The organism is Hymenobacter sp. UV11, assembly GCF_004684095.1.
Lineage (GTDB): Bacteria > Bacteroidota > Bacteroidia > Cytophagales > Hymenobacteraceae > Hymenobacter.
Map to the genome: position 1 here is coordinate 1 of NZ_SRII01000017.1, position 25,342 is coordinate 25,342.

Annotated in this window: 19 protein-coding genes and 6 pseudogenes; 16 read left to right on the forward strand and 9 right to left on the reverse strand. The window is 45.2% G+C overall.

The genetic code is table 11. The features are described 5' to 3' along the window. Together E4631_RS22680 and E4631_RS22685 are read right to left on the reverse strand one after the other, a co-directional pair. A pseudogene (locus E4631_RS22680) lies at positions 1–346 on the reverse strand (hypothetical protein); the annotation flags it as partial. A gap of 246 nt (positions 347–592) precedes the next feature. Continuing rightward, a pseudogene (locus E4631_RS22685) lies at positions 593–760 on the reverse strand (integrase core domain-containing protein); the annotation flags it as partial. A 64-nt stretch (positions 761–824) separates the two neighbouring features. Here E4631_RS22685 and E4631_RS22690 point away from each other — a divergent pair. Both E4631_RS22690 and E4631_RS22695 read left to right on the forward strand, forming a co-directional pair. Next, positions 825–1,933, forward strand: a protein-coding gene (locus tag E4631_RS22690) for an IS3 family transposase (protein WP_133656225.1) whose coding sequence is annotated in 2 segments (ribosomal slippage) — positions 825–1,077 and positions 1,077–1,933 — 1,110 coding nt in all. Because the reading frame shifts where the segments join, the coding sequence is not laid out codon by codon here. Positions 1,934–2,468: 535 nt separating this feature from the next. Further along, positions 2,469–3,551 carry an acyltransferase gene (locus tag E4631_RS22695; protein ID WP_135318644.1) on the forward strand — a complete coding sequence of 361 codons (1,083 nt, stop codon included), beginning with the start codon at positions 2,469–2,471 and terminating at the stop codon, positions 3,549–3,551. Between the two features lie 267 nt (positions 3,552–3,818). On the opposite strand, the pseudogene E4631_RS22700 reads toward E4631_RS22695, so the two are convergent. The 4 genes and pseudogenes from E4631_RS22700 to E4631_RS22715 form a co-directional block, all read right to left on the reverse strand. Further along, positions 3,819–4,409 (reverse strand): annotated as a pseudogene (locus E4631_RS22700) (IS630 family transposase); the annotation flags it as partial. 13 nt (positions 4,410–4,422) lie between these two features. Beyond that, the gene (locus E4631_RS22705) at positions 4,423–4,788 is read right to left on the reverse strand and encodes a hypothetical protein (RefSeq protein WP_133656228.1); all 366 of its coding nucleotides are present in this window, start codon (positions 4,786–4,788) and stop codon (positions 4,423–4,425) included. A gap of 79 nt (positions 4,789–4,867) precedes the next feature. Next, the gene (locus tag E4631_RS22710; protein WP_166647972.1) at positions 4,868–6,772 is read right to left on the reverse strand and encodes an acyltransferase family protein; all 1,905 of its coding nucleotides are present in this window, start codon (positions 6,770–6,772) and stop codon (positions 4,868–4,870) included. A gap of 277 nt (positions 6,773–7,049) precedes the next feature. Continuing rightward, positions 7,050–7,572, reverse strand: a pseudogene (locus E4631_RS22715) (integrase core domain-containing protein); the annotation flags it as partial. A 230-nt stretch (positions 7,573–7,802) separates the two neighbouring features. Between E4631_RS22715 and E4631_RS22720 the strand changes: the two are divergent. Next, positions 7,803–8,402, forward strand: coding sequence for a transposase (locus tag E4631_RS22720; protein WP_133656231.1), 600 nt, complete (start codon positions 7,803–7,805; stop codon positions 8,400–8,402). Beyond that, positions 8,403–8,864, forward strand: coding sequence for a transposase (locus E4631_RS22725; protein ID WP_133656232.1), 462 nt, complete (start codon positions 8,403–8,405; stop codon positions 8,862–8,864). A 131-nt stretch (positions 8,865–8,995) separates the two neighbouring features. Here E4631_RS22725 and E4631_RS26675 read toward each other — a convergent pair. The 3 genes and pseudogenes from E4631_RS26675 to E4631_RS26685 all read right to left on the reverse strand — a co-directional run. Further along, positions 8,996–9,579, reverse strand: a pseudogene (locus tag E4631_RS26675) (transposase); the annotation flags it as partial. 317 nt (positions 9,580–9,896) lie between these two features. Next, entirely contained in the window at positions 9,897–10,340 is a 444-nt protein-coding gene (locus tag E4631_RS26680; RefSeq protein ID WP_240735188.1) for a transposase, read from the reverse strand. Between the two features lie 83 nt (positions 10,341–10,423). Then, positions 10,424–10,603 (reverse strand): annotated as a pseudogene (locus E4631_RS26685) (transposase); the annotation flags it as partial. 333 nt (positions 10,604–10,936) lie between these two features. Between E4631_RS26685 and E4631_RS22745 the strand changes: the two are divergent. The 12 genes from E4631_RS22745 (at position 10,937) to E4631_RS22800 (ending at position 25,340) form a co-directional block, all read left to right on the forward strand. Further along, positions 10,937–11,707 (forward strand): polysaccharide biosynthesis/export family protein, encoded by a 771-nt coding sequence (locus E4631_RS22745; RefSeq protein WP_133656235.1) that lies wholly within the window; start codon positions 10,937–10,939, stop codon positions 11,705–11,707. Positions 11,708–11,744: 37 nt separating this feature from the next. Beyond that, positions 11,745–14,087, forward strand: a complete 2,343-nt coding sequence (locus tag E4631_RS22750) for a polysaccharide biosynthesis tyrosine autokinase (protein ID WP_133656236.1) — start codon at positions 11,745–11,747, stop codon at positions 14,085–14,087. A 104-nt stretch (positions 14,088–14,191) separates the two neighbouring features. Continuing rightward, the gene (locus E4631_RS22755) at positions 14,192–15,496 is read left to right on the forward strand and encodes a polysaccharide biosynthesis protein (protein WP_133656237.1); all 1,305 of its coding nucleotides are present in this window, start codon (positions 14,192–14,194) and stop codon (positions 15,494–15,496) included. 17 nt (positions 15,497–15,513) lie between these two features. Further along, complete coding sequence (locus E4631_RS22760) at positions 15,514–16,440, forward strand: hypothetical protein (protein ID WP_133656238.1); 927 nt, start codon at positions 15,514–15,516, stop codon at positions 16,438–16,440. Positions 16,441–16,442: 2 nt separating this feature from the next. Continuing rightward, the gene (locus tag E4631_RS22765; RefSeq protein WP_166647975.1) at positions 16,443–16,949 is read left to right on the forward strand and encodes a DapH/DapD/GlmU-related protein; all 507 of its coding nucleotides are present in this window, start codon (positions 16,443–16,445) and stop codon (positions 16,947–16,949) included. A 110-nt stretch (positions 16,950–17,059) separates the two neighbouring features. Next, on the forward strand, positions 17,060–17,893 hold the full coding sequence (locus E4631_RS22770) for a glycosyltransferase family 2 protein (protein ID WP_133656240.1): 834 nt from the start codon (positions 17,060–17,062) through the stop codon (positions 17,891–17,893). A gap of 689 nt (positions 17,894–18,582) precedes the next feature. Further along, positions 18,583–19,662: a glycosyltransferase family 4 protein gene (locus E4631_RS22775; RefSeq protein WP_133656241.1), complete on the forward strand. Its 1,080-nt coding sequence runs from the start codon at positions 18,583–18,585 to the stop codon at positions 19,660–19,662. A gap of 357 nt (positions 19,663–20,019) precedes the next feature. Continuing rightward, on the forward strand, positions 20,020–20,880 hold the full coding sequence (locus E4631_RS22780) for a hypothetical protein (RefSeq protein WP_133656242.1): 861 nt from the start codon (positions 20,020–20,022) through the stop codon (positions 20,878–20,880). Between the two features lie 82 nt (positions 20,881–20,962). Further along, positions 20,963–22,093, forward strand: a complete 1,131-nt coding sequence (locus E4631_RS22785; protein ID WP_133656243.1) for a glycosyltransferase — start codon at positions 20,963–20,965, stop codon at positions 22,091–22,093. Next, positions 22,090–23,070: a glycosyltransferase family 2 protein gene (locus tag E4631_RS22790; RefSeq protein WP_133656244.1), complete on the forward strand. Its 981-nt coding sequence runs from the start codon at positions 22,090–22,092 to the stop codon at positions 23,068–23,070. The genes E4631_RS22785 and E4631_RS22790 overlap by 4 nt, the downstream gene beginning before the upstream one ends. Then, positions 23,057–24,172, forward strand: coding sequence for an acyltransferase (locus tag E4631_RS22795; protein ID WP_133656245.1), 1,116 nt, complete (start codon positions 23,057–23,059; stop codon positions 24,170–24,172). The genes E4631_RS22790 and E4631_RS22795 overlap by 14 nt, the downstream gene beginning before the upstream one ends. Continuing rightward, entirely contained in the window at positions 24,126–25,340 is a 1,215-nt protein-coding gene (locus tag E4631_RS22800) for a glycosyltransferase family 4 protein (protein WP_133656246.1), read from the forward strand. The genes E4631_RS22795 and E4631_RS22800 overlap by 47 nt, the downstream gene beginning before the upstream one ends. Positions 25,341–25,342: the final 2 nt, after the last annotated feature.

Consider the following 25,342-nt stretch of genomic DNA (forward strand, 5'->3'; position numbering starts at 1 on the left):
TTTTTTTTCGCCGCCAGTCCAGCCTCTGCACGGCCCGCCCCACCGCCGACCGGCTCACGGCCGGCGCCCCGGCTGCGAGCAGTTCTCCGCGCAATTCGTCTAGGGTGGCGTCCGGCGTTTGGCGCAGGCAGGCCGTGAGCTGGACCAGGGCCGTTGCGTCCAGGCGCGGGGCCGGGCCGCGGCCGGGGGGAAGCGCCGCCACCTGGCCGCTGGTGCGCTGCCGACGCATAAGCTTGGCCACAAACGAGAGCGAAACGCTAAACTGCGTTGCTGCTGCCGATTGCGTCAAACCCGTTTGGCAGGCCGCTGCAACCCGTTCGCGTAAATCGAGTGAATAGGCTTTCATGCCGAAAAGTAATACAAAATGTGTACACTGACCTGGGAATTGCTCTAAACCTGCTATTAGGGTTTTTGGGTACATCATGCATAAGATGAAGCCCAAATCGGACAAGCTGGAATTCTTCATTGATGAATGTATGGAATACACTCATTACAAAAGCATTAAGCCGATATATGCTGCTATTGCGAGCTTGATAGAGGCCAAAATCATTGTGTAGGCTTCCCCTCAAAGTGAGCCAGTAAAAAGTAGAGGTCAGGCAGCTTGGCGAAACTCAATGGGGGTTAAGAAGTTAAGGGCCTCGTGCGGCCGCAGGTGATTATAATCGTACTGCCAGCTTTGGCATTGTTCCCGCACCTGACGCAGGCTGGTAAAGAGGTAAGCGTTGAGGAGCTCGCGGCGAAAGTGACCTGCTCCCACAAAACTGGACCAGGCTAAAGTAGAGAAATCAGGCACTTGTCGTACCTTAAAACCCCAGACAATTGCCATGAAAAAAACCAAGTTTACGGAGGCTCAAATCGTGTTCGCCCTGCGCCAGGCCGACACGGGTGTGGCCGTCGCCGAGGTGTGCCGGAAGATGGGCATCAGCGAAGCCACCTACTACAACTGGAAGAAGAAATACGGGGGCCTGGGCGTGCCGGAGCTACGTCGGCTCAAGCAATTAGAGGAGGAAAATCAGCAGCTTAAACAGCTCGTAGCTGACTTGAGCCTCGACAAGCAGATGCTGCAAGATGTGCTCAAAAAAAAGCTTTGAAGCCCGTGCAGCGTCGGCACGCGGCTCAACACCTCATCGACGCCTATCGTATCTCCGCCCGGCGAGCCTGCCAAGTAATTGGCTTGCAGCGTTCCAGCTGGTCCTATAAAGCGCATGGTCGGGACGATACCGTGTTACGTCATCGTTTACGCGAACTGGCCCAGGTGCGGGTCCGCTACGGCTGTCACCGGCTCCACACGCTGCTACGCCGCGAGGGCTGGCCTGATAACCACAAGCGTGTACATCGACTTTACTGCTTGGAAGGCTTGAACTTACGCAGCAAGCGCCCGCGGCGTAACAGGGCAGCGGCTCACCGTCTGGAGCGCGTGGCGTTGACGCAGCCGCACCAGGGCTGGAGCATGGATTTCGTGGCCGACAATCTGTTTGACGGTCGTAAAATCCGGGCCTTAACGATAGTCGATAATTTTAGCCGCCAATGCCTGGCCATTCACGTCGGGCAATCGCTGAAAGGCGAAGACGTCGTAGCAGTCATGACCCGCTTGCAGCAGGAACTCGGGGTGGTGCCTACCCGTATTCAGGTCGATAACGGTAGTGAATTCATCAGCAAGGCCTTAGACCGCTGGGCCTACGACCAGCAGGTCACGCTCGACTTCTCCCGACCAGGCAAACCGACTGATAACCCGTATATTGAATCGTTTAACGGCAGCTTCCGGGACGAGTGTTTGAACACGCACTGGTTTTTGTCGCTGACCGACGCGCAGGAAAAAATTGAACGCTGGCGGCAGGAATACAATGGCTTCCGACCGCACAGCTCGTTGCAGAATTTAACGCCCGACGAGGTAATGGCTGCGGCTCTTACTGTCGAGCTTCAGAACGCCTGATGCTCTACTTTCAAGCGGTCTAGAAAATGGGAGCAGGTCATCTGCCCTTGGTCCTGTTAGCGCAAAATGCCCAGAATCTGGGCTTCGCTGAATCGACTCTTTTTCATGAACAGCTAATTTTCATGAACAGCTAAAAATAGAGAAAGTGAAAAGTTACTACTTCTCTCTACTTTTGACTGGCTCACTTACCGGGGGAGCCTACAATTGCTAGGGGCTATAATGAGAACGTGTACTTCATCAACCCCATGATAATGTTCAACGGAGACCGGGTAAGCTTTGTGCGTAGCTACGTCAAAAAGAAGTTAAAGCAAGGTGACCCACAACAATTGTCGATATTTGATGCCATTCCCCCGTTCAGCATAGGATAAGCAAAAGCACCGTTTCGCTGAACCGTAGCTTTTGGTTAGCGAAGTCTAGAAAACGTGATTTCGGTGTTTTCTACATCTGATCACACCGAATGTATAAATATTTACTATATAATATATTATATATTTATGTTGTAAGTTTAAACTAAATCCACTTTAGTAAATCATTTTTGAAAACACATAGAATCCCTGAGCTAGATGGCCTTCGGGCTTTTGCCGTCATGTTTGTGGTTTTACACCACTTGATGAATTTTGCTGGCTTTTTTCCTAAAGTAAGCCCTGCCGTTCACTTGATAGCTGCCGCTTTGGGCGAAGGTGGGGTCCACATATTTTTTGTGATAAGCGGGTTCATCATAACGACGCTTTTGTTGCGCGAGGCAAAAACAAAAGGGGGCGTATCACTAACTTTCTTTTATCGAAGACGTTTTTTTCGCATAGTTCCTCCATATGCTGTTTACTTAATCGTGCTGTTTCTACTATGCCAATTAGGATATATTTACGTTAAGCCAATCAATTTCCTGTGGAGTTCCTTTTTCCTAGGAAATTTGGGACTATTTGGAAAAATTGGCCCAAGTAATTGGTTTGTTAGTCACACTTGGTCCCTTTCAGTTGAGGAGCAATATTACCTCATCCTCCCGCCTATCATGGTGCTTGTCTTTAGGCTTCGAAGGAAACCAATCAATATTTTACTTATTGGCTTATTTGTTTTATGCATGGTTGCCAATAAGTTGGCAAAAGAAGCTTCTGCACATATCCATCCGTCCTTGATTTCACTCACAGCACTCTATTCATTCAGGTACATCATCGTCGGAGTCATGCTTGCATTGCACAAAGACTTTGTTATTAAAACCTTAGTAAAGAAGTCACTATTAATTCCAGTTTCTTTAATAGGAATACTATTGGCTTTGCCCTTTGCGGGGCATGTGCCCGCAACTGTTTCTCTACTGTTCGCTAGCATAGAAGCTATGAGCTATGGCGTTTTAGTGCTGTGGTTTGTAGAAAACCCGGAGAAGTGCGGCATGTTACGCTGGGGCTGGGTTCAGTGGGTAGGCTCTTGTTCGTACAGCATCTATCTATGGCAGCAACTCTTTACGGCCGCACCCGATGCTTACAAAGGGTGGACTATAGCCCAATCCCCATTTGCAATTGTAGCAATCCTTACCTGTTCTGCACTGTCGTATTACTTCATCGAATTACCGAGTATTAGATTAAGTCGGTCGTTCACACAAAAATTCGGACAGGGGTTGCATTAGTATCCGGGCCAAGAGTAATTCTACTACGCGTCCAGCTTAAGAGGGCCGAACAAGAGCTCCTTTTCTTGAACGGCAGAAATCAGTCCAGCACCAAGTGGCCGGCTGGCCCCAATAGAGCGGGGCGAGTTTAAGAAACCCGTCTACGATTCAAAGTTTACGAAACGTGCCGAGGGGACGAGTTTTGTAAACTCCTAGCGAGAGGATGAAATGTGGTCGATGCCATCCTGAACAATAGGGAAAAAGGACTTATAGCGGATTCGCAAACGCTTAAACCACTTTTTGGGCAGGTTTGGTATGGTAGCCACAATGGTCAAACCAGTTTTGGGCGTCCTGGCTGCTAATCCAGTCGATGGCCTCCAGCACGGCTTCTTTCAGGGACTCATCGGAACGGGCGGCGCAGGTGCGCAGCTTGGTTTTGAGCTTGCTCCAGGCCTGCTCGATGGGGGAAAAATCGGGGGAGTAGGGGGGCAAAAAGACCACATCCACGCCGCGCTTGGACAGCCACTCGCGCAGCCCGCTGAGGTGGTGCACGAGCAAGTTGTCGAGCACCAGCACGTCGCCCCGGCGCAGGGTGGGGGCCAGGCACCGGCCGACGTAGAGGGCGAAACGGTGCTTGTTGAGGGGCTGATGGAGCAGTTGCAGGGCCCTAAGTCCGCGCACGGATAGCGTACCAAGGAGGGTGTAGGAGCGGCCCCGACGCAGCGGTACGGCCCCCCGGACGCGTTGCCCGCCCACGGCCCGGCCGTGGGTGCGGACGTAATCCAGGCGCAAGCCCGTCTCGTCCAGAGAATGGAACCGGGCAACATCGGGGCGGGTGCAGACCTGTTCGACCTGGTCCTGGCGGGCCTGGCGTACGCGCTCGGTAACGCGTTCAGCCGCGTGGGGGCTTTTTTTTTCGGCGCAGGTGGTGTTCGTCCAGCACTTGCCAGAGGCAGGTCTGGCCCACGGGCCGGCCGCCGCTGGCCTGCCAAGCCTGGTTTAGCTCGGCCAGCGTGGCGTCGGCATGTTGCGCCACGTAGGCCACGAGCCAGGCTTGGGCGGCGGCATCGAGGTAGCGGGCCCGGCCGCCACTGGCCGGTTTGGGGGCCAGTGAGCCGATTTGTTGCTGCGGGCGAACCAGGCTTTTGACAAAGGAGCGGCTCACGGCGAAGCGGCGGGCAACGGCGGCTTTTTTGGCTCCCGGCTCTTGGCAGGCCGCCGCCACCCAGGTACGTAAATCAAGTGAGTAAGGGTTCATAAATGCGCATACGACAAGTAACTGATAGCGGCTCAACTGTTAATTTACTATATCTGCTTATATAGTTTGTTGGCCTCAATTAATGCTGCTTCTCAGCAATTGAATGCAAGAACCTGGTTGCTATAGAATCTGATAATACTTTATTGACAATCAGATTGGCCCCATACCTGCTAGCGTGATTTGTGTCAAACATGTAAGGCTCATTAATAGACGACAAATCAGGAAGAGTATTCGTGTTAATTATGTTGATGTAATAAGGTCTTAAATTATTGCTTAAAAAATCGTTCATCTCATAGTCATGTTTATTTAAATATTTTCTAGTAATATTTATGTTATATTCCATATTTTTTGCTGCGATCGTCGGATAGGGGATTGTATAGCTTTCGTTTTGACCTATAATAATAGCTTTTATTCCGTATTTTTCTAGATACGCTATAGCTTCTTTCATGCCGTTAAGAACTGCATCTTTTCCATAATCCGAATAGGTGTCGAAATAGGCGCTAATAATAACCCCATCTATTTTATTTGCATTTTTAGGAATAAAATCTTGGTAAACATATTCAAGAATTTTTTGAAGTTGAGGCTTGGAGGAGTTGTGAGGATTAATTGTGGGAAAGGTGGCACCAACAGTGGCTTGTAGTAAATGAATATTTTTATCATACAACATTGTCTTCAATGACTCTGATAGTTGAGCAGCATGGCTATCGCCAATCAGCAAAATGTTCTTTCTGTTATCATCAAAACATAAGCAGTTCTTTTTGTTGAATGATTCTTTATCTGGTTCATTAATAAAACATGTTCCTCTACTTAACTGCTTGTCAATAATATCTTTATGACTTTTTTCATAATCTGCTATTTCTAGTGTTTTCTGTTTGAAAACGGCATTATTAACATTTAAATGTCCAGAAATGGCGGTGGTAAATAATAATATTATTGTTAATGATATCATTGGTTTAATATTAATGAATTTAATATTTTCGATATGTATAAACGACGCATAACCTACAAGTAGTGAAGCTAATATCAATAGAGCTATCGTTTCAAAATTTCTCTCTATTCCGAAATACTGGGCAATAACGTAAACGGGCCAATGCCATAAGTAAACAGAATAGGATATTTTGCCAATAAACTGAACGCTCGAGCTTTTAATAAACTTAGAATTATTATAATTTGCTATTATAACTAAGAAAGTGCCCGTTACAGGCAATAGCGTGTATCCTCCTGGCCAAAATAAGGATTCTTTCAAAAATATAAATGAAAATAAAATTAAAGTATACCCGATGAAGGATATGATTTTCTTATATCTATTATGATTAATAAATCCTTCAGATAAAAATGCTAAACCTCCGAATAACATTTCCCAAGACCTAGTAGGTAATAAATAAAAAGATGCGTTGGCTTTGTAGTTAGTTGTAATGATTGAAGCTACGGCGATACTAAGAGTTAATAGTGTAAAGGCAGTTAAGTATACTAACTTATTCTTGCATATTTTACTTAATATTAATAAGATTATAGGATATAACAAATAAAACTGCCATTCGATAGATAAAGACCATGTGTGTAGAAAAATATTAGTGTCTGAAGATGGTGCAAAATAGGAGTCTGCACTTTGCCAGTATAGTATATTTGACAAAAAAAGAATGCTTCCTGTCGCATTTCGTTGATTAACCTTATAGTCTTCTGGTAAGTATATGAAAAAACATACTATGCTGAGTGCCAAGATGAGAAACAATAATGCAGGCAATATCCTTTTTACTCTCTTCTCAAGATATCTCCAATAAACAAAATCATTATTATCAATTGAGTTTATTACAATTTTGCTCATCAAGTATCCGGAAATAACGAAGAATACGTCAACGCCCGCGAATCCTCCAGAAAAAAAATTGAGCTTATAATGGAAAAGAAGTACCCCGAATATAGCAATTCCTCTTAATGTGTTTATATCGTATCTGAAGCCTGCAGTGGAGCCAGTATTGATTGGCATAAAGTATTTTGATAAGGTCATAAGCGGGCTCCTTGCGAGAACGTTAGCTGCAAAGTTGTTGGGATGGGTTATGGTCCAGCAAAGCAAACTGGCAAAATGCGTGTTAGCAATTAATTGCCCACAAGGGTAAGTTACTTTGGTAGTGTGAATAGGTTAGCTGGTGCATTATGGTCTACATCAGGCACAAAAAATACGACCAAGGATTCACACACTTGTGAAGGATGACCTCCTCCTGACTGACCTCCTCCCAAATACTGAGCCGGTTGAAAGTAGAGCATTAGGCGTTCTGAAGCTCGACGGTAATGGCGGCAGCCACTACCTCATCGGGCGATAAATTCTGCAACGAACTGTGCGGCCGAAAGCCATTATATTCCTGGCGCCAGTGCTTGATTTTCTCCTGTGCATCGGTCAACGATAGAAACCAGTGCACATTCAAGCACTCATCGCGGAAGCTGCCGTTAAACGATTCAATGTACGGATTATCTGTCAGTTTGCCGGGCCGCGAGAAGTCCAGCGTGACGTGCTGGTCATAAGCCCAGGGGTCGAGCGCTTTGCTGATAAATTCGCTGCCATTATCGACCTGAATGCGCTCGGGCACTAGGCCCAGCTCTTGGTGTAAGCGTTGCATCATGGCCACCACATCTTCGCCTTTCAGCGACTGGCCTACGTGAATGGCCAAGCACTGGCGACTACAACTTATCGACTATCGTTAAGGCCCGGATTTTACGGCCATCGAAGAGGTTATCGGCTACGAAGTTCATGCTCCAACTCTCGTATGATTGTATGGCCTCAAGGTGAGGCTAGCCAGACAAGGAGACGGGGACATCATCCAACTCTAAGCGCGGGGCCCTGGTGGCTTTGACGCTGAGCACCAGAAACGGTGCCCCGTTTCCCGTTTTGCCTGAAGACTGCACAGTATGGAGGGAGCTGCCGAGTCGCAAGGCGAGGAGCATCCCGCATTTGCACGAGAAAAGTTGCGGTAAAACCTAGCCTGGCTACGTCTATTTCCCCTTTTTATTCCTGTTCGCGTATGGCTGCGCTCCCTTCCCCCACTGCACCCCTTAAATGCGTCGTCGGCATCGACATTGCCAAAAATAGCTTCGTGGCCTGTGTGGGCCACGCGACCCTTAACCAGCAGCTGCACTTCGGCAAAGAGACGACCTTCGCTAACTCGACAAGCGGCTTCGTGGCCCTACTCAGCTGGGTAGGCAAACAGCACCTTAGCGGTAGCCCACTCTGGTTCGTGGTGGAAGCCACCGGCGTTTACTACGAAGAGTTGGCTTACTTTCTAGCCGATAACCAGCAGCTGCTGAGTGTACTACTGCCCAATAAGGTGAAGCATTTTGCCCGCAGCACCGAACTCAAGAGTAAGACCGACCAACTGGATGCGCGTTTGCTTTGCCGCCTGGGTCTGGAGCGGGCGCTGCCGGCCTGGCGGCCGCCCACGCCTGCCCTGCGCCAGCTGCGTGCCCTGGCCCGTGAACGGCAAGTGCTGGTGCGGCAAGCCGCCCAACTCAAGATTCGGGTCCACGCCTACCAGCATAGCTATCAACCGGATAGCCGGACCTTAGCACGGCTAGCAGCTCAGCAACAACTACTGGTCAACCAACTCAAGTCGCTAGACCAGTAGTTGGCTGACCTGCTGAAAGCGGAGCCCGAGCTGGCCCGCAAACTAGGCCACCTGACCAGTATTCCCGGTGTCGGGCTGACCACGGCCATCGTAGTAGTGGCCGAAACCAACGGCTTCATCCTGGTGGAAAACGAGCGACAACTGGCCTCCTATGCCGGCCTGGATGTGGTGCAGCGTCAAAGCGGGCTCTCGGCCCAGGCTACGCGCATCTCGCGCCGAGGTAATGTGCGTTTGCGCACCGCTCTGTATCTGCCGGCGGTCAGCAGCTTACGCTATAATCCGCAGCAAATGGCCTTTTACGCCCGACTGCGGGCACGCCAGCCTAGTGGCAAGCCGGGCGTAATTGCCGTCATGCGGAAACTGCTCGTGCTCTGCTACTCGCTTTGGAAGAATGATTGCGTCTATGACCCGCATTACCATCCGGCGCACCTGGCTGAAAACGAAGTAGCCCCGACCGCGTGAACGGGCCGAGGCTACACAGGATGAACCCGAAGGTTCTCCTTTTGAAAGGCTAAAACTACAGAAATTTTACCCAACAGGCAACCCTTTTATCACAGTATCTGGTGCAGCCGACCCAGTGGCAGACGTTCTAGCCGATGAGCAGCGGCGCGATTACGTCGGGGGCGCTTACTGCGTAAGTTCAAGCCTTCCAGACAGTAAAGTCGATGTACGCGCTTGTGATTGTTTGGCCATCCCTCCCGGCGCAGCAGGATATAAAGGCGCTGACTCCCGTAGCGCACCCGCACTTGCGCCAGTTCGTGCAAGCGCTGGCGTAAGACCGTATCATCTCGACGGCGGGCCTGATAAGCGAAGCTGGCGCGTTGTAAGCGTAGCACTCGGCAGGCCCGGCGAGCCGAGATGCGGTAGGCGTCGATGAGGTGTCGAGCCGTGTGCCGACGCTGCACGGGCCTTAAAACTTTTTTTTGAGCACGTCCTGCAACATCTGCTTGTCGAGGCTCAGGTCAGCCACGAGCTGTTTGAGGTGCTGATTTTCTTCCTCCAACTGCTTCAACCTGCGCAGCTTAGGCACGCCCAAGCCGCCGTACTTTTTCTTCCAGTTGTAGTAGGTAGCCTCGCTGATACCCATCTTTCGGCATACCTCCACGACGGTTACGCCCGTGTCCGCTTGGCGCAGGGCAAACACGATTTGGGCCTCGGTAAACTTGGTCTTTTGCATGGTAATTGTCTGGGGTTTTAAGGTACGACAAGTGCCCGATTTTCTCTACTTTAGCTTGGTCTAGTTTAGTGGGAGGAGGTCAATACTTACTCCACCTTATCGACGGGTTGCTCTGCCTATTCGAACAAGAATACAACCGCTCCCGGCTTCAGCCCGCCGGTCATTCTGATCAGCACTTCATATGTAGAAGCTGTTTAGGAAGTAGGAGGCGGGGCAATTTTACGCAGTAGCAGTACGGTAAAGGCTAGCCAGTGCAGGGCTAGCCAATTTTGCAAGCTGGTTTCATAGCGCACGAGTAGGGCCTTGAAGCCGTCGAGCTAGGCGTTGAGGCGCTCGATGGCCAAGCGTCGGCGATAGAGTTCGGGGTCGAGCGGCGTGTCGTCGTCGGTCTGCCAGTCGGCCGAGCGCCGGTTGCGCGGGATGTTGGCCTCGATACCGCGCCGCGCGTAGGCCTGCCGCAAGTTGCTGACATCGAAGGCCTTGTCAGCGTTAAGGAACAGCCCTTCCAAGCGTAGTTCGGCCGCTTTGAGCAGGTCGCACAATTCCGCAAAGACGCGCTCTAACTCGAACGTATCGTGCTGGTTGCCCGCCTGGGGCGTAGCCACGGCCAGCGGCAGGCCTTGGTTGTCGGCCAAAAACAGGGCTTTCGTGGTACGCCCCGCCTTGCGGCCCTGGTAGCTGATGGCTGCCCCGCCGTTCTTGGCCAGCGTGTGGCTGCCGTCGAGTTGGACGCTGGAGAGGTCGAGGGCACGCCGATGCAAGCGTAAGCTAGTGAGCCACAGATTTTCCAAGCATCCTGCTTGCCCCAAGCGTGAAAGTGGTAGTACACCCCCTGCCAACTCAGCGGCTCGCCCGTGAACAAGGCCTTGACCGGTAGCCAGCGCCATTGGCAGCCGGTTTTGAGCTTGTAAAAGATGGCTCCCACCACTTCGGCCGGGTCGACGGCAGAGCGGCGGCCACCCATGCGGGTGGGGAGGTGAGGCAGGAGCCAGCGGGTAATCATATCTTTGCTCAGGACTTCCATGAGGGAGGGAAAGGAGATGGGTCGCACCTCAAATTTCCCGCTTTTGTGTGAGTCTTTTCTGTTTTGCGCTCGACGGACTACTTCCTAAACAGCTTCGTAGTATATTAGCAGCCGGTGAGTCCTGCCTTTATAAGAATTTAACAAGTCTTATAAAAACTATGCTGTTCGACCTAACTGATTTTGTTACCACGACTCATTGTTTAATAAACATTTACTCTGATAATAAATGCTGGCAGGGGCTGCTTAATGAATTGTTGTAAGCGTCAAAAAATCAGCGTAACAATTGGTAGAGTTTAAAATAATTTTTGATACTAAATAGAGCACAGGCCAAAAATGAAAAGCATTTTTTTTCAACTCCTCGTTTTTTTAGCATTAAGTTCATGTGCCCCGACCAGAAGCCTAGTTTACTTCAAAGATTTGAGGGATGCTGATTATAAGGAGGTAATTAAAAACAAAACCGACCCAGAAATTCAGCCGGACGATTTATTGAGCATCTCGGTCAGTAGTCTGAATCCAGAATCTAATGTCCTGTTCAACAACGGTGTTCTGCAGACAGTTGGTAGTACTTCGAGTGCTGTGGCCACTCCCCGCACCAGTGATGGCTACTTGGTCAATACCGATGGTACTATAAATTTTCCCGTTTTGGGGAAAGTTACAGTAGCTGGACTGACGAAAGACCAAGTAACGGAAAAATTAACGCTGGAGATAAAGAAAAGCGTTAAAAACCCAATAGTGAATATTCGGCTTATAAATTTTAAGGTTACAATAGTCGGTGAAGTGGCTCGTCCATCCACCTTTAATGTTCCGAGTGAAAGAATCAATTTAATAGAAGCACTGGGTCTTGCAGGAGACCTTACCGCTTACGGGAAAAGAAACAATATCTTGGTCGTAAGAGAAAAAGATGGTACCCGAAGTACCTTCAGGATTAATTTGGAAAGTAAGGATGTATTTAATTCGCCTGTATTCTACTTACAACAAAATGACATTGTTTATGTGGAGCCTGTTAAATCACGGATTCAGCAAACTAATGGTGTTACTTTTTACCTTCCCTTTGTTTCACTAGTACTTACTATTGTAACCGCGTTAATCGTATTTACAAAATAGAGGTATATTGATTTTAAGCTAAAAAAGTGTTATCTCTATGACAAACGACGAGTTATTTCCATTGAAAACAGAACAACCTGAGACAGCTGATCTAAAAAGTGTTTTGCTTTCCTATGCCCGCTATTGGTATTTATTTTTGATTGCAGTCGCCCTTTGCTTAGGAGCTGCTTTTATATATTTGCGCTACTATACTGTATCAGTATACAGTGTATATAGTACGCTTTTGATTAAGGATGAAAAAACCGGGCAAAACTTATCAAATGCAGACGTGCTTAATGATTTAAGTACTTTCAAAGCAACCAGAAACATTGATAACGAAATTCAGGTACTACGGTCAAAAAGTTTAATGACCAGGGTAGTTACAGAATTAGGATTGTTTACTAAATACTCTATAGAGGGAAAAGTTAGGGATACAGAAATATATGGGAATGAATTACCTATCAAAGTAATATTAGGTAAGCTGGAACCAACGGCCGGAGGTGTAAATTTTACGGTTCGCCCAAAGTCAGTCGATACTTTTGAGCTAGACGATTATTCGGGGCATATGTATAGCTACCATTTTGGAGAGCAAATACAGAAACCTTATGGTACATTTTCCATAATTGCAGGCGGCGCAAATAAATGGTTGGGTACCAAAATTATTGTTCAGTTCCAAGACATTAATCAGGTAGCTAATTATTATAATTCTGCTATTGGGATAGCTCCGGTTAATACGCGTGCCAGTGTATTGAACTTGACCCTCACAGACCCTATAGCTGGCAAAGCCAAGGATGTTCTAAATAAGTTAATGGATGTTTATAATAGGGAAGCGATTGAAGAGAAAAATCTGACAACAGCTAATACCCTGAAGTTCCTTGATGACCGGCTTGAAAAACTTGCCTATGGATTATCTGGTACTGAGAAAGTCGTGGAGAAGTTTAAGAGTGCAAATCAGTTGACCGATATCACCACCCAAGCCTCAAACTACACATCTCAGGCAAATAGTTATGACAAGCAGTTGTCGGAATGGGCGATCCAAATTGACGTATTGGAATCAATAGAAGGGTATTTAGAAAAGAATGCTGGAAACTATTCGGCGGTTCCCAGTACGTTAGGTATTAAAGATGAAACTTTATTGGCGCTGATAGGAAAATTTAATGAACTGCAGCAAGAGCGTAAACGAATGCTCCGTACTACGGAGCCAAGTAACCCGATTGTGCAGAATATAAATGAGCAACTGGCCAGCTTGCGGATAAGTATATTAGAAAACCTGCGGAACATCAAAAAAGGCCTTCAAATTACCAGTAATAGCTTAAAAGCAAGCTCCGGCCAGTTTCAATCTAAGATAAAAAAGGTGCCTGGTATGGAAAGGGAGCTGTTGGAAATAAATCGGCAAAAATCCATAAAACAAAACATTTATTCTTACCTACTACAAAAGCGCGAAGAAGCAGCTTTATCGCTGGCAGCCACCACTGCCATCGCCCGGGTCATTGATCCCGCTACGGGCGGTGATTACCCGATCAGCGCTAATAGTCGAACGATCTATTTGATGGCACTACTGCTGGGATTAGCAATTCCTTTTGGGGGAATATACACCAATAATTTGCTCGATAACAAGGTGCAGTCACAGCAGGATGTATCTGCAATGACGCCTACCCCTATTCTGGGGGAGATTTCTCATAATAACTCAAATGAATCGGTAGTAGTCACTAATGGCAATCGCAGCCCTATTGCTGAGATGTTTCGTCTTATTCGTACTAACCTCCATTTCGCGGCAGTTGGCCGGAAAAAAACTGTTTTTCTGATCACCTCGAGTATGAGTGGAGAGGGTAAAACTTTTTTCAGTATTAACCTCGGTGCCAGCTTAGCTATAACGGACAAGCGTACCCTTCTCCTTGATTTGGACCTGCGAAATCCTAAAGTCGCACAAAGACTGGCACTGCCTGCTGGGCCGGGCATTACGGACTATCTTGTTTCGAGCGATATATTAATAAGCGATATCATTCGGGAGTCGGAGCAGGTGCCAAATTTATTTATTATCAGTTCTGGTCCTATTCCTCCCAATCCTGCTGAATTATTGCTGAGCTCAAAGTTTGCTCAACTCATTGAAGAACTAAAGGAGAACTTTGATTATATAATCATGGACACTCCTCCAGTAGGACAGGTAGCAGATGCTTTTACATTTAGTGCATTCGCCGATATAAGTATCTACTTGGTTAGGTACAATATGACTATAAAGTCGCAGTTGAAAATTATTCGTAATATTTATAAGAGCAAGTCGTTGATTGCTCCTATGATTGTTTTAAATGATGCAAAGCAATCAAATGGAAATAATTACGGTTTCGGATATGGGTATGGTTATCCAGTAAAGGAAAAAATGAAAAAGAAAGCCACGGGGTAAAGCGTCGAAATGCCTCCCAATGTAACCATATCATTAAACTGCATAGTAGCAGGTGAATCTAGTTATGGCTTCGAACGATAGCCAACTAAAATAAAGCGTACTTAATGGGACTTACCATTCACCAAATTAAAACAAACCCGAGATATAGTAAAACGTTTCAATGGGCGAAACTCATTGCTATTACCAGTGGTACTCAGGTTTTGGTTCAAATAGCTGGGTTGATTGGTGGTATTTTAATTATACGTTTAATTCCGGTACAAGAATACGCCTATTACACAATTGCGAATGCTATGCTTGGTACCATGACGATATTATCGGATGGTGGCATTTCCACTGGCGTTATGGCTCAGGGAGGTAAGGTATGGCAGAACCGAGAAAAACTGGGCGTAGTACTATCGACAGGGCTAGATTTAAGGAAGAGGTTCGCTGCGGTGTCGTTTCTGATATTTACTCCAGCGTTGTTGTATTTGCTATTGCATCAGGGAGCCAGCTGGCTCACCAGTATCGTGATTGTACTGGCTTTAATCCCTGCTTTCTTTGCAAACTTGTCTGACTCGCTTTTGGAAGTAGTTCCTAAATTACACCAGGACATCAAATCATTACAGGTAAATCAATTTGTGGTAAGCGTAGGTAGACTGATACTAACCTGTCTAATGATTGGCGCTTTTCCCATGACAGCAATTGCCTTGCTTGCCAATGGTTTGCCAAGAATCTATGGTAATGTAAAGTTGAAAGTGCTGGCTAATAAATTTGCTTTATTGGACGCTGCCCCCGGCACTCAAGAAAGAAAGGCCATTCTGGAAACTACAAAAAAGATATTGCCAGTTGCTATTTTCTACAGTTTTTCCAGCCAGATAACTATTTGGCTTTTGTCAATATTCAGTGATACCTCAAGCGTAGCAGACATGGGGGCTTTAAGCCGGCTGACGCTTTTTACCTCATTTATTTCAGTTTTATTGTCACATTTAGTGTTTCCTAGGTTTGCAAGGATACCAGCCGAACGAATAAAATATATTGCCATATTCTTTTCGACTATTCAAGGGTTATTAATCTCTTTGTGCTTTGTTATAACAGGTATTACCTGGGCGTTCTCTCCATTGCTGTTAAAAGTATTAGGTACAGCTTATACTAACTTATCTCATGAGTTAATCTTAAGTATTTTTTCTGCCTGTGTAGCCCTATTGGCAAGTTGCGCGGGAAGCTTATTAAACAGTCGAGGATGGATAATTAACCCTTTTATTGTAATTGCCATTAATATTATTAGCTTTATTGTTTCTGTTTTCCTATTCAACTTTAGTCATTTGACGGGCGTGCTTTATTATAATATATTAATGAATTCTATTTTCTATGTTTTTATTTTGGTATATGCTGCTTATAAATTTAGTAATTTAAATAAAAACCCTAATTAAAAACGTTTTTTCATTCTATGAAAAAGATAAAGGGGCAAGGTACTTTGGTGAAGCTATTAGCTTCTAAAATTGCTGATTCGCACAGGAATGAGTTTGGAAAGCATATTAATATTATGGGCAACTTAGGGCAATTGGCCAGTTCTGTGGCTAAAAGTAAATGTCTCGACATACAAATTATTTCGTTTTCTTCAACCAAGGATTTTAACGAGCAAATTTTTTCGATTCTATCCTTTATTAGATACGTTGGCACGCCTGCATCATGGATAATCTATTCGGATGGAACGCACATTAATACTCAAATTCAATTAATAGAATCTGCCTTTTCATTTATAAAGATAATCAAAACTTCCTTTGATAACACCTACTTTCAAGCTAATGTAAAGCCAAGCTTACTTCCTTACTTGGATGAGTTAATTCATTATTGCCGGACTGCTCCTTTAGGTAAGCGGCTCTTTTTGTACTTGAACTTCGAAATAATCAAGCCAACTATTTTTCTTGACTCTGACGTAGTATTTTATGAAAAATCATCTTGCTTAGAAAGATTATTAGGTGAAGACAGTAATGGTTGGTTTTTACCAGACGAAGTTTGGGGGACGCTAGATAGCCGCTATACGAAAATTACGCCACCTCAGCATTATCAAGTGAATGCTGGTTTTTTTATAGCTAACCGCAACTTTACTGAGGTTTCACAAGGCTTATCTTTTTTAAAAAGTCTAGGATCTGACTACGAATATTTCAGCGAGCAAACGGTTATACATATTGTATTGCATGCAAATAAATTCATGCCACTTGACCCAAGGACTTTTATTCTTAATAACGCAGACCAATTCGATTTCCTTAATCTACGACCTTTTAAGCAAATAGCGTTAAGGCATTATACGAGTCCAGTCCGACATAAAATGTGGCAGACAGAATGGCGAACACAACTCGGTATAATAAAGTAACCATGTTAACAATTATTTTTAAGCTCATTTCCTTTGTGCAAAGAAAATATGAGCAGCGTCGCAAGTATATACTCAAGACAAGATTTGCCACATGTGGCAACAATGTTGATATCCATTTGAGTTGCAATATCTTAGCACCTGCTTACTTAAGCATTGGTAATAATAGTTCTGTTGGTGCTTATACTACTATTTTCGCAGGTTTTGGCGTGAGTATAGGCAAAAATTGCCTCATATCCACTAACTGCGGCATCTCTTCTGTCAACCACATCCAAGAAGCGTACATTAGATACGAGGGTGATTCCGCGGAAGCAACGGGCTCCAAGCCTGTCATTATAGGAGATAATGTTTGGCTAGGAATGAATACCTGTGTATTACCCGGAATTACAATTGGCGACAACTCGATTGTCGGTGCTGGAAGTGTAGTAACTAAGAATATCCCCTCAAATGAGATTTGGGTTGGTAATCCAGCTCGGTTCGTTAAAAAACTAGATATGCCTGCTCAGCAATAACGCTCAATGTTCTGCAACGGGTTATTTTCTTGAGTGAGTTGTTTTACTAGAATTAGATTGGAGAAATCCTTTTTTATAAAAATCCTGGTCATTCTCCTTAATAAGCGAATATGATATCAATAGTCATTCCTACTTGTAATCGCAATGATTTACTAAGCAAATGTCTTGATTGTCTTAGCCCGTCATTCCAAACCGCAAATGCTTTCTCTTATGAAGTAATAGTGACCGATGATAGTATTGATAACAGAGCCAAAAAGCTGGTTGCCGAAAAGTACTCATGGACTACTTGGATAGAAGGGCCAAAGAGGGGACCCGCTGCAAATAGAAATAATGGTGCACGTAACACTAGTGGGGAATGGTTGCTATTCATTGATGATGATTGCCAGCCTAACCCACAACTCCTGAAAGAGTACTCTGATGCAGCAAATAGCAATATGGAGGTACTAGTATTTGAAGGGAGCATTTCTGTTGATAGACCACAGCGAAGTTTTAACGAAGAATCCCCAATAAATGAAACCGGTGGTTATTTATGGTCTTGTAATTTTATGATAAAGAGAGAAGTGTTTTTTCATAATCTTGATGGATTTGATGAAAAATTTCCTTATCCTGCCATGGAGGATGTGGATCTTCACTATCGATTAAAAAGGTTAGGGATAAAACCATTATTTTTGAAGTCAGCTTCGGTAGTACATCCATGGCGAGAGCAAAAAAAAGTTCTTTCAACAACTTTAAATAGGTACAAATCGACATTGTACTTTCTGGATAAACACCCTGAGATGAAAGCTGAAATAAATAGCCTATATTATCTGAGAGTATTTTATCATAGATTTATAAAAGAAAATATTATTAATTGTAGAAAATACCGGCTCCGAGGTATATTATTAAAGTCAGAATCGGATTTTATGCATTTACTATTTTCAATTCACTTGTTATTTAGAAGGTAATTTATTTAGGAAGCAATGGAAATTAATTTTGACTTAATTATTGCTAGCTAATACAGTTAAACAGAATTCATTTCTTTAATAGCTGAAGGCCATACCTTAGTGTATTGTAATGAAATGGGAAGTAGCAAAAAGGGGTTTGCTACTATTCTGTATCCAGCATTAGCTTGCTCTGGGTTAAAATCCTCAGAGGGGCAGCTAAGCTAAGGGTTGCACCAACTGCTGATAACGCACGAACTTGCTGAATGCTAAATATGAATTGGTATCCCACGGCGTAACGTCCCTTCTATGTTCGTTCTACCTGTACTTATTGCACGGAGCAGCCAGTCAGTTACCTTCTAGACATCTACTAAGTTTCTTGATTATCCAGCTCAAGCAAACCGGAAACAAAATGCTTTGTCTGAAAGTGGCTGGTCCATATTTAACACCTAGTCGAAGACTCCCCGGACCAGCTTTCTGATCCTAGTAAGGAGGCTTGTCACCACATAGCTGAGTGATAGATCGCTATTACAACGCCCAAAACTCTAGTCCATCCATCATTAAATACCCTTCAAAATCTAGGTTATCGTTATGTCTGGTTCAACCCAGCTATCTTACATGCTTGCATAGTACATAGCAGTACAATTTTTTATCACTCGCATGCGCCTCTTTCAGCACGTGTTTTGAATTTGTTGTAAATTGAATTCGCCAAGATGAATAGAGTAATAATCCATGTTTCCGAAGTTGACATCAATCCTCAAGCCGGGATGGGTCGTGTGGAATATCATTGGAAGGAAGCATTTCAGGACAATGGGTTTGTTTTTATACACATAGGGCCTAAGGAAGTTGGTCGATTATGGCATAAGGCTTTATTCCCAATGAAGGCGTACAATTATTATAAGAAACTCGGCATTGTCCCGGACGCGTTCATTGTTCATGAGCCTGCTTCTGGGTATTTTGTTGATAATGAGATACCTTGTTTTGTAGAAAGCCATGGAATAGAGCGAAGGTATTGGGAGCCTTCTAAAAATAATTTAATTAGTAATGAAAAGGTATCCTTAAAATCAAAAATACTTTATCCTTTATGGCGGCTCTCTGGTTGTGATAAGGGGCTCAATAGAGCGAAGAAACTATTGCTCATTAATAATGATGATAAGCAATTTGCAATCAATTATTATCATCGACTTCCTGAAGATATTCTGGTTTTTAGGAATGGCATCACGCCATTGCGATTAAAAAATGTAACTGGAAACATAGGCAAGTTTACTGTTCTATTTAATGGAAGTTGGATTGATAGGAAAGGAAAAGCAATTTTAATTAAATCTGCTGAGATTCTTTATATGAAGAAAATTGCTGTTTATTATTTATTGATTGGTACTGGCGCTGGTACTAATGAAGTACTTATGGACTGGCCTAAGTATTTACGCCCTTTCGTTACTGTTGTGCCGCGTTTTCATGAAAATGACGAGCTTAAGTATTTAGAAGAATCTTCCTTGTTTGTATTGCCAAGCTTTTATGAAGGTCAACCATTAAGTCTGTTACAGGCGATGGCTGCCGGTAAATGCTGTATAACAACTGATTGCTGTGGACAAAAGGATCTAATCATTGATAACGATACTGGGCTGCTTTTTATGCCGGGTGATTATGTCAAGCTTTCTTTGCTAATAGAACAATGTTATCATAATAAATCGCTGACTGATACAATAGGTAACAACGCAATGAACTATATCCGTGAATTTACATGGGAAAGCGTTTCTTCAGAAGTTGTTCAGTATGTGCTAGCAAATTTATAAAAAGTTAAATTTATGATAGTGTAATGCGTTTGCATTCTGGGGCCTAATACTTGTGCCTAGATGTTATATAGTGTTTAAATAAAGTCGCATTGATGAATAATTATATACAATGAAATCAAGCGTTGTTTGTAACTAGCAATTATATAAAATGTTTTTAACAAATTTGTTGCCAAACAATGAGTAACTCTCATGCAGAACTGTTGAATTTATAATGTTAGATAATTGATAAAAGCATTTTAAATAGACTCTAATGTCATGAAGTTCATGATTTTTAAGACATATTCATTTGTCATTTATTAACACATGAATATGTCTTAAAAAATCGTTCCTTTTTCACTATCATACATACATTAAATAATGAAGCTTCAGCGCATTATATCTCTAGCAAATAAAAATAGTGAGCTTCAGTTTCTTGCGATGTGCAGATCTTTGAGAGCAACTGGCTGTGATTTGCCGATTTGGGTCATCCCCTACAATGATAAGAAATTCGAATTACCAGAAAATTGTATTTGGTGGGAAGTTTTGGAGATTACAACTTGGATAGATAAAAATAGGTTGTGGCCAGCTTTTAAGAAAATACAATGCTTTCTAACAGAAAATTACCAATATGTTGATAGCGATGTAATATTCTTAAAAAATCCTGCTTTGGTTCTACAACCATTAAGCGGCTTTATTACATCATGTACTCATTGGAATAATCCCAACGAAACTTTAACTTCCGAAACAAAGATTTATTTTAAAAACAAATCCACTTTATGGCCGAAATTAGTTTTCAATAGTGGGCAATGGGCTTGCGATACCCAACTGTATAACTTGTATAAATTAATATCTTTTTGTGAAACAAACTATAAAGATACCCTTTTCCACAAAAATTATTTATATAAAGATCAAGCTGGGATAAATTTGTTGGTCAACTATACTAACATTGAAATAACAAATCTGACATTACCACCTTTTAATATGGAATCAACGTGGGCAGGGGACTATTTAGAAGAAGCATCTTTCAGACGCTTGGACGGCTGGAGAGAAAAACCATACCTGATTCATTGGGCAGGGACACCTGTAACTAATTATGATGGGATAAACAGTTACTTTTTTCAGTTTCTCACTGAATCAGAAAAAACACTGTTTTCTTTATCGCCGGTTAAAATTGGTTACGGTAGAACAACCTTGAAAGCAAAAGTTAAGATGATTTGCAAAATTATCTTAAATAAATAGTTGCTATCTATATCCTTTTAAGCGCAGTAAGTAGGATAGCTTTTTAAGTTACCATGCTGGTAATTACATTATATAGCTAAACATGAAAATTGTTTTTTTGTGCGGCTGTCTCGAGCCCGGGCGGGACGGTGTGGGCGATTACGTGCGTCAGTTAGCGATGGAACTCTTACTGCAGGGGCATCTAGCAACTTGCGTAGCTTTGAATGACCCATGCATCGAACAGGAGGTTTCAACCTCACTTCCTCTGTCTGCGGGTGCCTTGTCTTTACTTAGGCTACCTTCTGCATGGTCAGCAATAAAACGATTTAGAAAAGCACGGCACTGGCTAGCGCATTTTGATCCCTCATGGGTGAGCCTGCAGTTTGTACCTTATGCATTCCATGCGAAAGGATTGCCATTATTCTTGCTGAAGCATTTGCATGGTATCATTCAAGGGCGACAGGTGCACTTGATGGTGCATGAAAGCTGGATTGGTGCAGAGACGGGAAGCTCTGTAAAGCATCGGCTTTTATCGGTGCTGCAGAAAGCAATTATAATCAGGATTATCAAAGGCATACACCCTGCCGTGATCCATACTCACTTGCCATTTTATAGCACGCACATTGCACAATTGGGATGGCGCGTTTTACCCTTACCGCTTTTTTCTAATATTCCGGTAGTAAAGCGTTCCAATAACATGGCAAATGCCATTTTCCGGGTGGGCATTTTCAGCCAAGCGGACACGAGCAGGCCTTTTCTTGACTTTCTTATCCGATTAGAAGAAAGTTTGGCTCTTTGTAATCAGGTCCTTCAGATTTTACTTATCGGAGGGAATGCTAGCAAAATGCGGACACTGGGGGACTTTATCGAAGAAGTAGATAGTCTGCGGAATAAAGTTCATTATACTGGCTTCCTTGAACCAGCGCAAATATCAGAAGCCTTGCAGAGCTGCAGCTTAGGCCTGACGCCTGTTCCTCGCCACGCCTTGGGGAAAAGTGGCAGCGTGGCTGCTTTTCTGAGTCATGGTATCCCTGTCGCGGCTCCTAATGTGCACAACGGCTACAGTGCCAATGATATCGGATTTTTTTCGCCTAACTTGTGCTCCTTTATTCTGCTAGAGCCAGACCTTGAGCATTTCAGGATCATAACTGCTTCGTTACCCGAAGAAAGTGAGATTAAAATTTCTACTGTTGCTCAAGCTTTTTTACGTGACTTATATACTCAGACAATATGAATGAAATAGATATAGCCATCATAATTAATTCGTTTAATCGACTTTCTCTGTTACAGGAGTGTCTAGAAATATTAAATAAATGGATACCTGAGTCGACTTTTAAAAACCGGTGTGCGGTAGTTGTATATGAGGCTGGCTCCACTGATGGGAGTATTGAATGGTTGGAGAAAGACACTATCAAATTGCATTTTCCCATAAAAGTGGTACTACCGAATCCCGGTGATGACACCTCTTTTGCGGCAGGGCTCAACGCCGGGGTAAGCTATGCTGAGGCCAAGTTCTCCGGTCTCAAGTACTTGTTGTTTTATGAAACTGACAATCAAATTTTGGGGCCAGCGCCGCTTTCGCAGGCACTACTGCAATTGGCGACGAGAGAGAGACTCGGAGCCTGCGGATTCACGGTGCGTCGGCATGACGGCAGCCCAGCAGGAGTAGGGCAACCATTCCCTGAGCTGTTAAACTTTGCATTAGGGAACAACATCGTACACCACTTGCAGTTGGAGGCAATTCCATACCGTTGGCAAAAAAGCTCTGACGGGATAGAATTCAGCGAGGTGGATGTCGTTTATACCAGCCCCTTGCTTGTGCGCTTGGACGCATGGAAGGTATCCGGTGGGCTGGATCCCGACCGTTTTCCGTTCTCCGACTGTGACGTAGACTGGGCCCGTCGGTTGCGAGACCTAGGCTGGCGCATGGGGGTAGTTCGCTCAAATGAGGTTATTCACGATAACCGCGATGCCCTCTCTGGTTGGTCAAAGTCGCGCGCGTTGCAAAATAATCGGGGACGCTTGCGGTATTTTCAGCGGCATAGTCCGCTAGGGCTTTTCGCCGTGTGGCCAGGCTTGCTTCTGCTTCGACACCTAGTGGAACTAGTCGGTACCAAACTCGTGGTCAAGGAGCCTACCCGTCGTGCTCAATTGAGTAGTCAATTTCTTGGGCTTTTAAAGTCCTGCCCTCGCAAATATGAGTCATCCTAAGCCTCGTGTCCTTTCTGGAGGAACCAGCGTTTTGCTGGATACCTTACGGCTGGGAGCCTCCTTGGTCGTGGTGTTTAACCATGCGCTGGGTATGTGGTTTCCTAATCTCACTGTTAATCCGAACGAACCGGGCAATACGGCACACTCAGCCGTAGTAGTGTTCTTTGTACTATCGGGCTACGTTATTGCGCATACAACTACGAGCAATAACAGAGGTCCTTTGCATTACGCCCAAGCGCGATTGAGCCGGCTTTGTTCAGTAGTATTCCCAGCGCTTGTGCTAACCGCATTTACTCAGTTAGTGGTAGCTTGGCTTAACCCTGAGCTTATCACTGAGTACACCCGCGGTTTATCATGGCCTCGATATTTTATCACCGGTGGTTTTTTAAATGAAATCTGGTTTATATCGGCAGCACCACCCATTAACGGACCATTGTGGTCTTTGAGCTTTGAATTCTGGTATTACACGATTTTCGGACTGTGGTTTTACCGGCAGCACACCTTCAAAGGCCTCCTTCTGCCACTAGCGGCCTGCTTGGTAGCTGGACCTAAAATTCTATTGATGATGCCCTTGTGGCTTGCCGGGGTGATGGCCTACCGGCTTCCTAGGCCACAGGTGCGAGCTGAGACAGCGTGGTTACTAGTTAGTGCTGGACTGTTAGGGGCGGCAGGCATGGCACTCTATCTGCCACCCTTCCCCTACGGCATTGGTCCTCCACTCTTCTTTGCAGGTCAGTTTTTATCTGACTGGTTTACAGGTCTGTTTATTTCTTTGGCTCTCTGGATTCTGCCTTCCGCTAATCCCTCGAAAGTCTCAGGTAGTTGGATAGACAAGTTCCGAAAGGTAGCAGACCTCACTTTCCCCATCTATGTGCTGCACTATCCCCTTCTTATCTTATGGCAAGGCATTTTTAAGCAGCGCCCGTACGATGCTGGTCAATTAGCTGGAGCTCTTGTCATGGTCCTGCTTGTTGCTGCAGCCATAGGGCTAGTGCTGGAAAGGCAACGGCCGGTTTGGGCTAAGTTTTTCAAGTGGTTATTAAACCGTGCATACCATGCCGTCAACCCTACAAACTATTACCCAGGGCAAAGCTCTTCCTAATGGAAGGGGAGGTGCTCTGGGCTCCATCTTGGTCTATGCGACGCAGCACATGCCGACGGGTGGTATTGAAAGCCACCTTCGGGAGTTTTGCCTGAACCTTGCCGAATCAGGGGCAGCGGTTGACTTGGTCATTCGCAATTCCGAGATGCTTCCGGAAACAGAAGTGTTCTTTCGGAGCATCTGCAAGCGTGTGTACCTAGGTAAATCCAGCAGTTCGCTTAAGCAGTTGTTCTGGCTGTTTTGGATAGGACTGCAGCGGCTTACCAAGTGTTACGATGCGCTTTATACTAACGGGCAGGGGAACAGCGTCAACTTCTTTTCTTGGTTTTTGCCGCGTCGCCGCCGTTGGGTTCACCACCATCACACCGCTGGCGATAAAGCAGACCAAGCGACGTGGACCAGCGGCTATCAACAGGCCCTGCGCAACGCCGATTCCCTCGTTGCTTGCTCTAGCCGCAATGCCACGGATATGGAGGCCACCCTCGTGCGTCCGGTACAGAGCATTCCCTGCTTTTCCAGAGAAATAGCAATAGCAGGTGTATCTGCAACACCCGGTCATACCCTTCGCTTTGGCTATTATGGCCGCTTGATTCCGGAAAAAGGCATTGATGTGCTATGCCAGCTCAGCGAGGACCCTAGTATGAGGGGCATCGAGTTTCACATCTGGGGAGAGGGACAAGCTTATCCTTCTGATTTTTTCGGGCGTCATCCCCGCATTCTTTACCATGGCCCCTTCACGAGCCGCGATGAACTGCAAGCGGTTTTAGCCAGCCTCGATGCGTATCTGCTTCTTTCTACCCACCCCGAAGGCTTGCCTATTGCTTTGCTGGAAGTAATGAGTGCGGGCTTACCCTGGGTGGCCACTGACCGGGGCGGCGTGGCAGACATTGCCTGTGACCCGATGGCCACTCGGGTTATTCCATCCACTGCTTCTTACAGTGAGGTGAAAGCCGCGATACTAACCTTAGCCGTGGACATTCAGCAGGGGCGCGTATTACGCAGTGCACAGAAAAAACTATATGCCGAAACTTATTCAGCCGAGGTACTGGTGAAGCGTTGGCGAGAAATCTTAGGGCTGGGACCCGCATGCCGTTTTACCCCTGTTATGCCTTCACTTCCCCCGGAACTTGCTCAAGCTCTTTACTCCCACAGTGAGCCTACGGGTTAGCT

Excerpts from the sequence above, each read along its gene's own strand:
- E4631_RS22800 (WP_133656246.1), top strand. The coding sequence starts at position 24,126 with ATGCCGTCAACCCTACAAACTATTACCCAGGGCAAAGCTCTTCCTAAT.
- E4631_RS22705 (WP_133656228.1), bottom strand. The coding sequence starts at position 4,788 with ATGAACCCTTACTCACTTGATTTACGTACCTGGGTGGCGGCGGCCTGC.
- E4631_RS22780 (WP_133656242.1), top strand. The coding sequence starts at position 20,020 with ATGAAGCTTCAGCGCATTATATCTCTAGCAAATAAAAATAGTGAGCTT.
- E4631_RS22765 (WP_166647975.1), top strand. The coding sequence starts at position 16,443 with ATGTTAACAATTATTTTTAAGCTCATTTCCTTTGTGCAAAGAAAATAT.
- E4631_RS22785 (WP_133656243.1), top strand. The coding sequence starts at position 20,963 with ATGAAAATTGTTTTTTTGTGCGGCTGTCTCGAGCCCGGGCGGGACGGT.
- E4631_RS22755 (WP_133656237.1), top strand. The coding sequence starts at position 14,192 with ATGGGACTTACCATTCACCAAATTAAAACAAACCCGAGATATAGTAAA.
- E4631_RS22720 (WP_133656231.1), top strand. The coding sequence starts at position 7,803 with ATGGCTGCGCTCCCTTCCCCCACTGCACCCCTTAAATGCGTCGTCGGC.
- E4631_RS22750 (WP_133656236.1), top strand. The coding sequence starts at position 11,745 with ATGACAAACGACGAGTTATTTCCATTGAAAACAGAACAACCTGAGACA.
- E4631_RS22790 (WP_133656244.1), top strand. The coding sequence starts at position 22,090 with ATGAATGAAATAGATATAGCCATCATAATTAATTCGTTTAATCGACTT.
- E4631_RS22710 (WP_166647972.1), bottom strand. The coding sequence starts at position 6,772 with ATGCCAATCAATACTGGCTCCACTGCAGGCTTCAGATACGATATAAAC.
- E4631_RS22775 (WP_133656241.1), top strand. The coding sequence starts at position 18,583 with ATGAATAGAGTAATAATCCATGTTTCCGAAGTTGACATCAATCCTCAA.
- E4631_RS22745 (WP_133656235.1), top strand. The coding sequence starts at position 10,937 with ATGAAAAGCATTTTTTTTCAACTCCTCGTTTTTTTAGCATTAAGTTCA.
- E4631_RS22795 (WP_133656245.1), top strand. The coding sequence starts at position 23,057 with ATGAGTCATCCTAAGCCTCGTGTCCTTTCTGGAGGAACCAGCGTTTTG.
- E4631_RS22760 (WP_133656238.1), top strand. The coding sequence starts at position 15,514 with ATGAAAAAGATAAAGGGGCAAGGTACTTTGGTGAAGCTATTAGCTTCT.
- E4631_RS22770 (WP_133656240.1), top strand. The coding sequence starts at position 17,060 with ATGATATCAATAGTCATTCCTACTTGTAATCGCAATGATTTACTAAGC.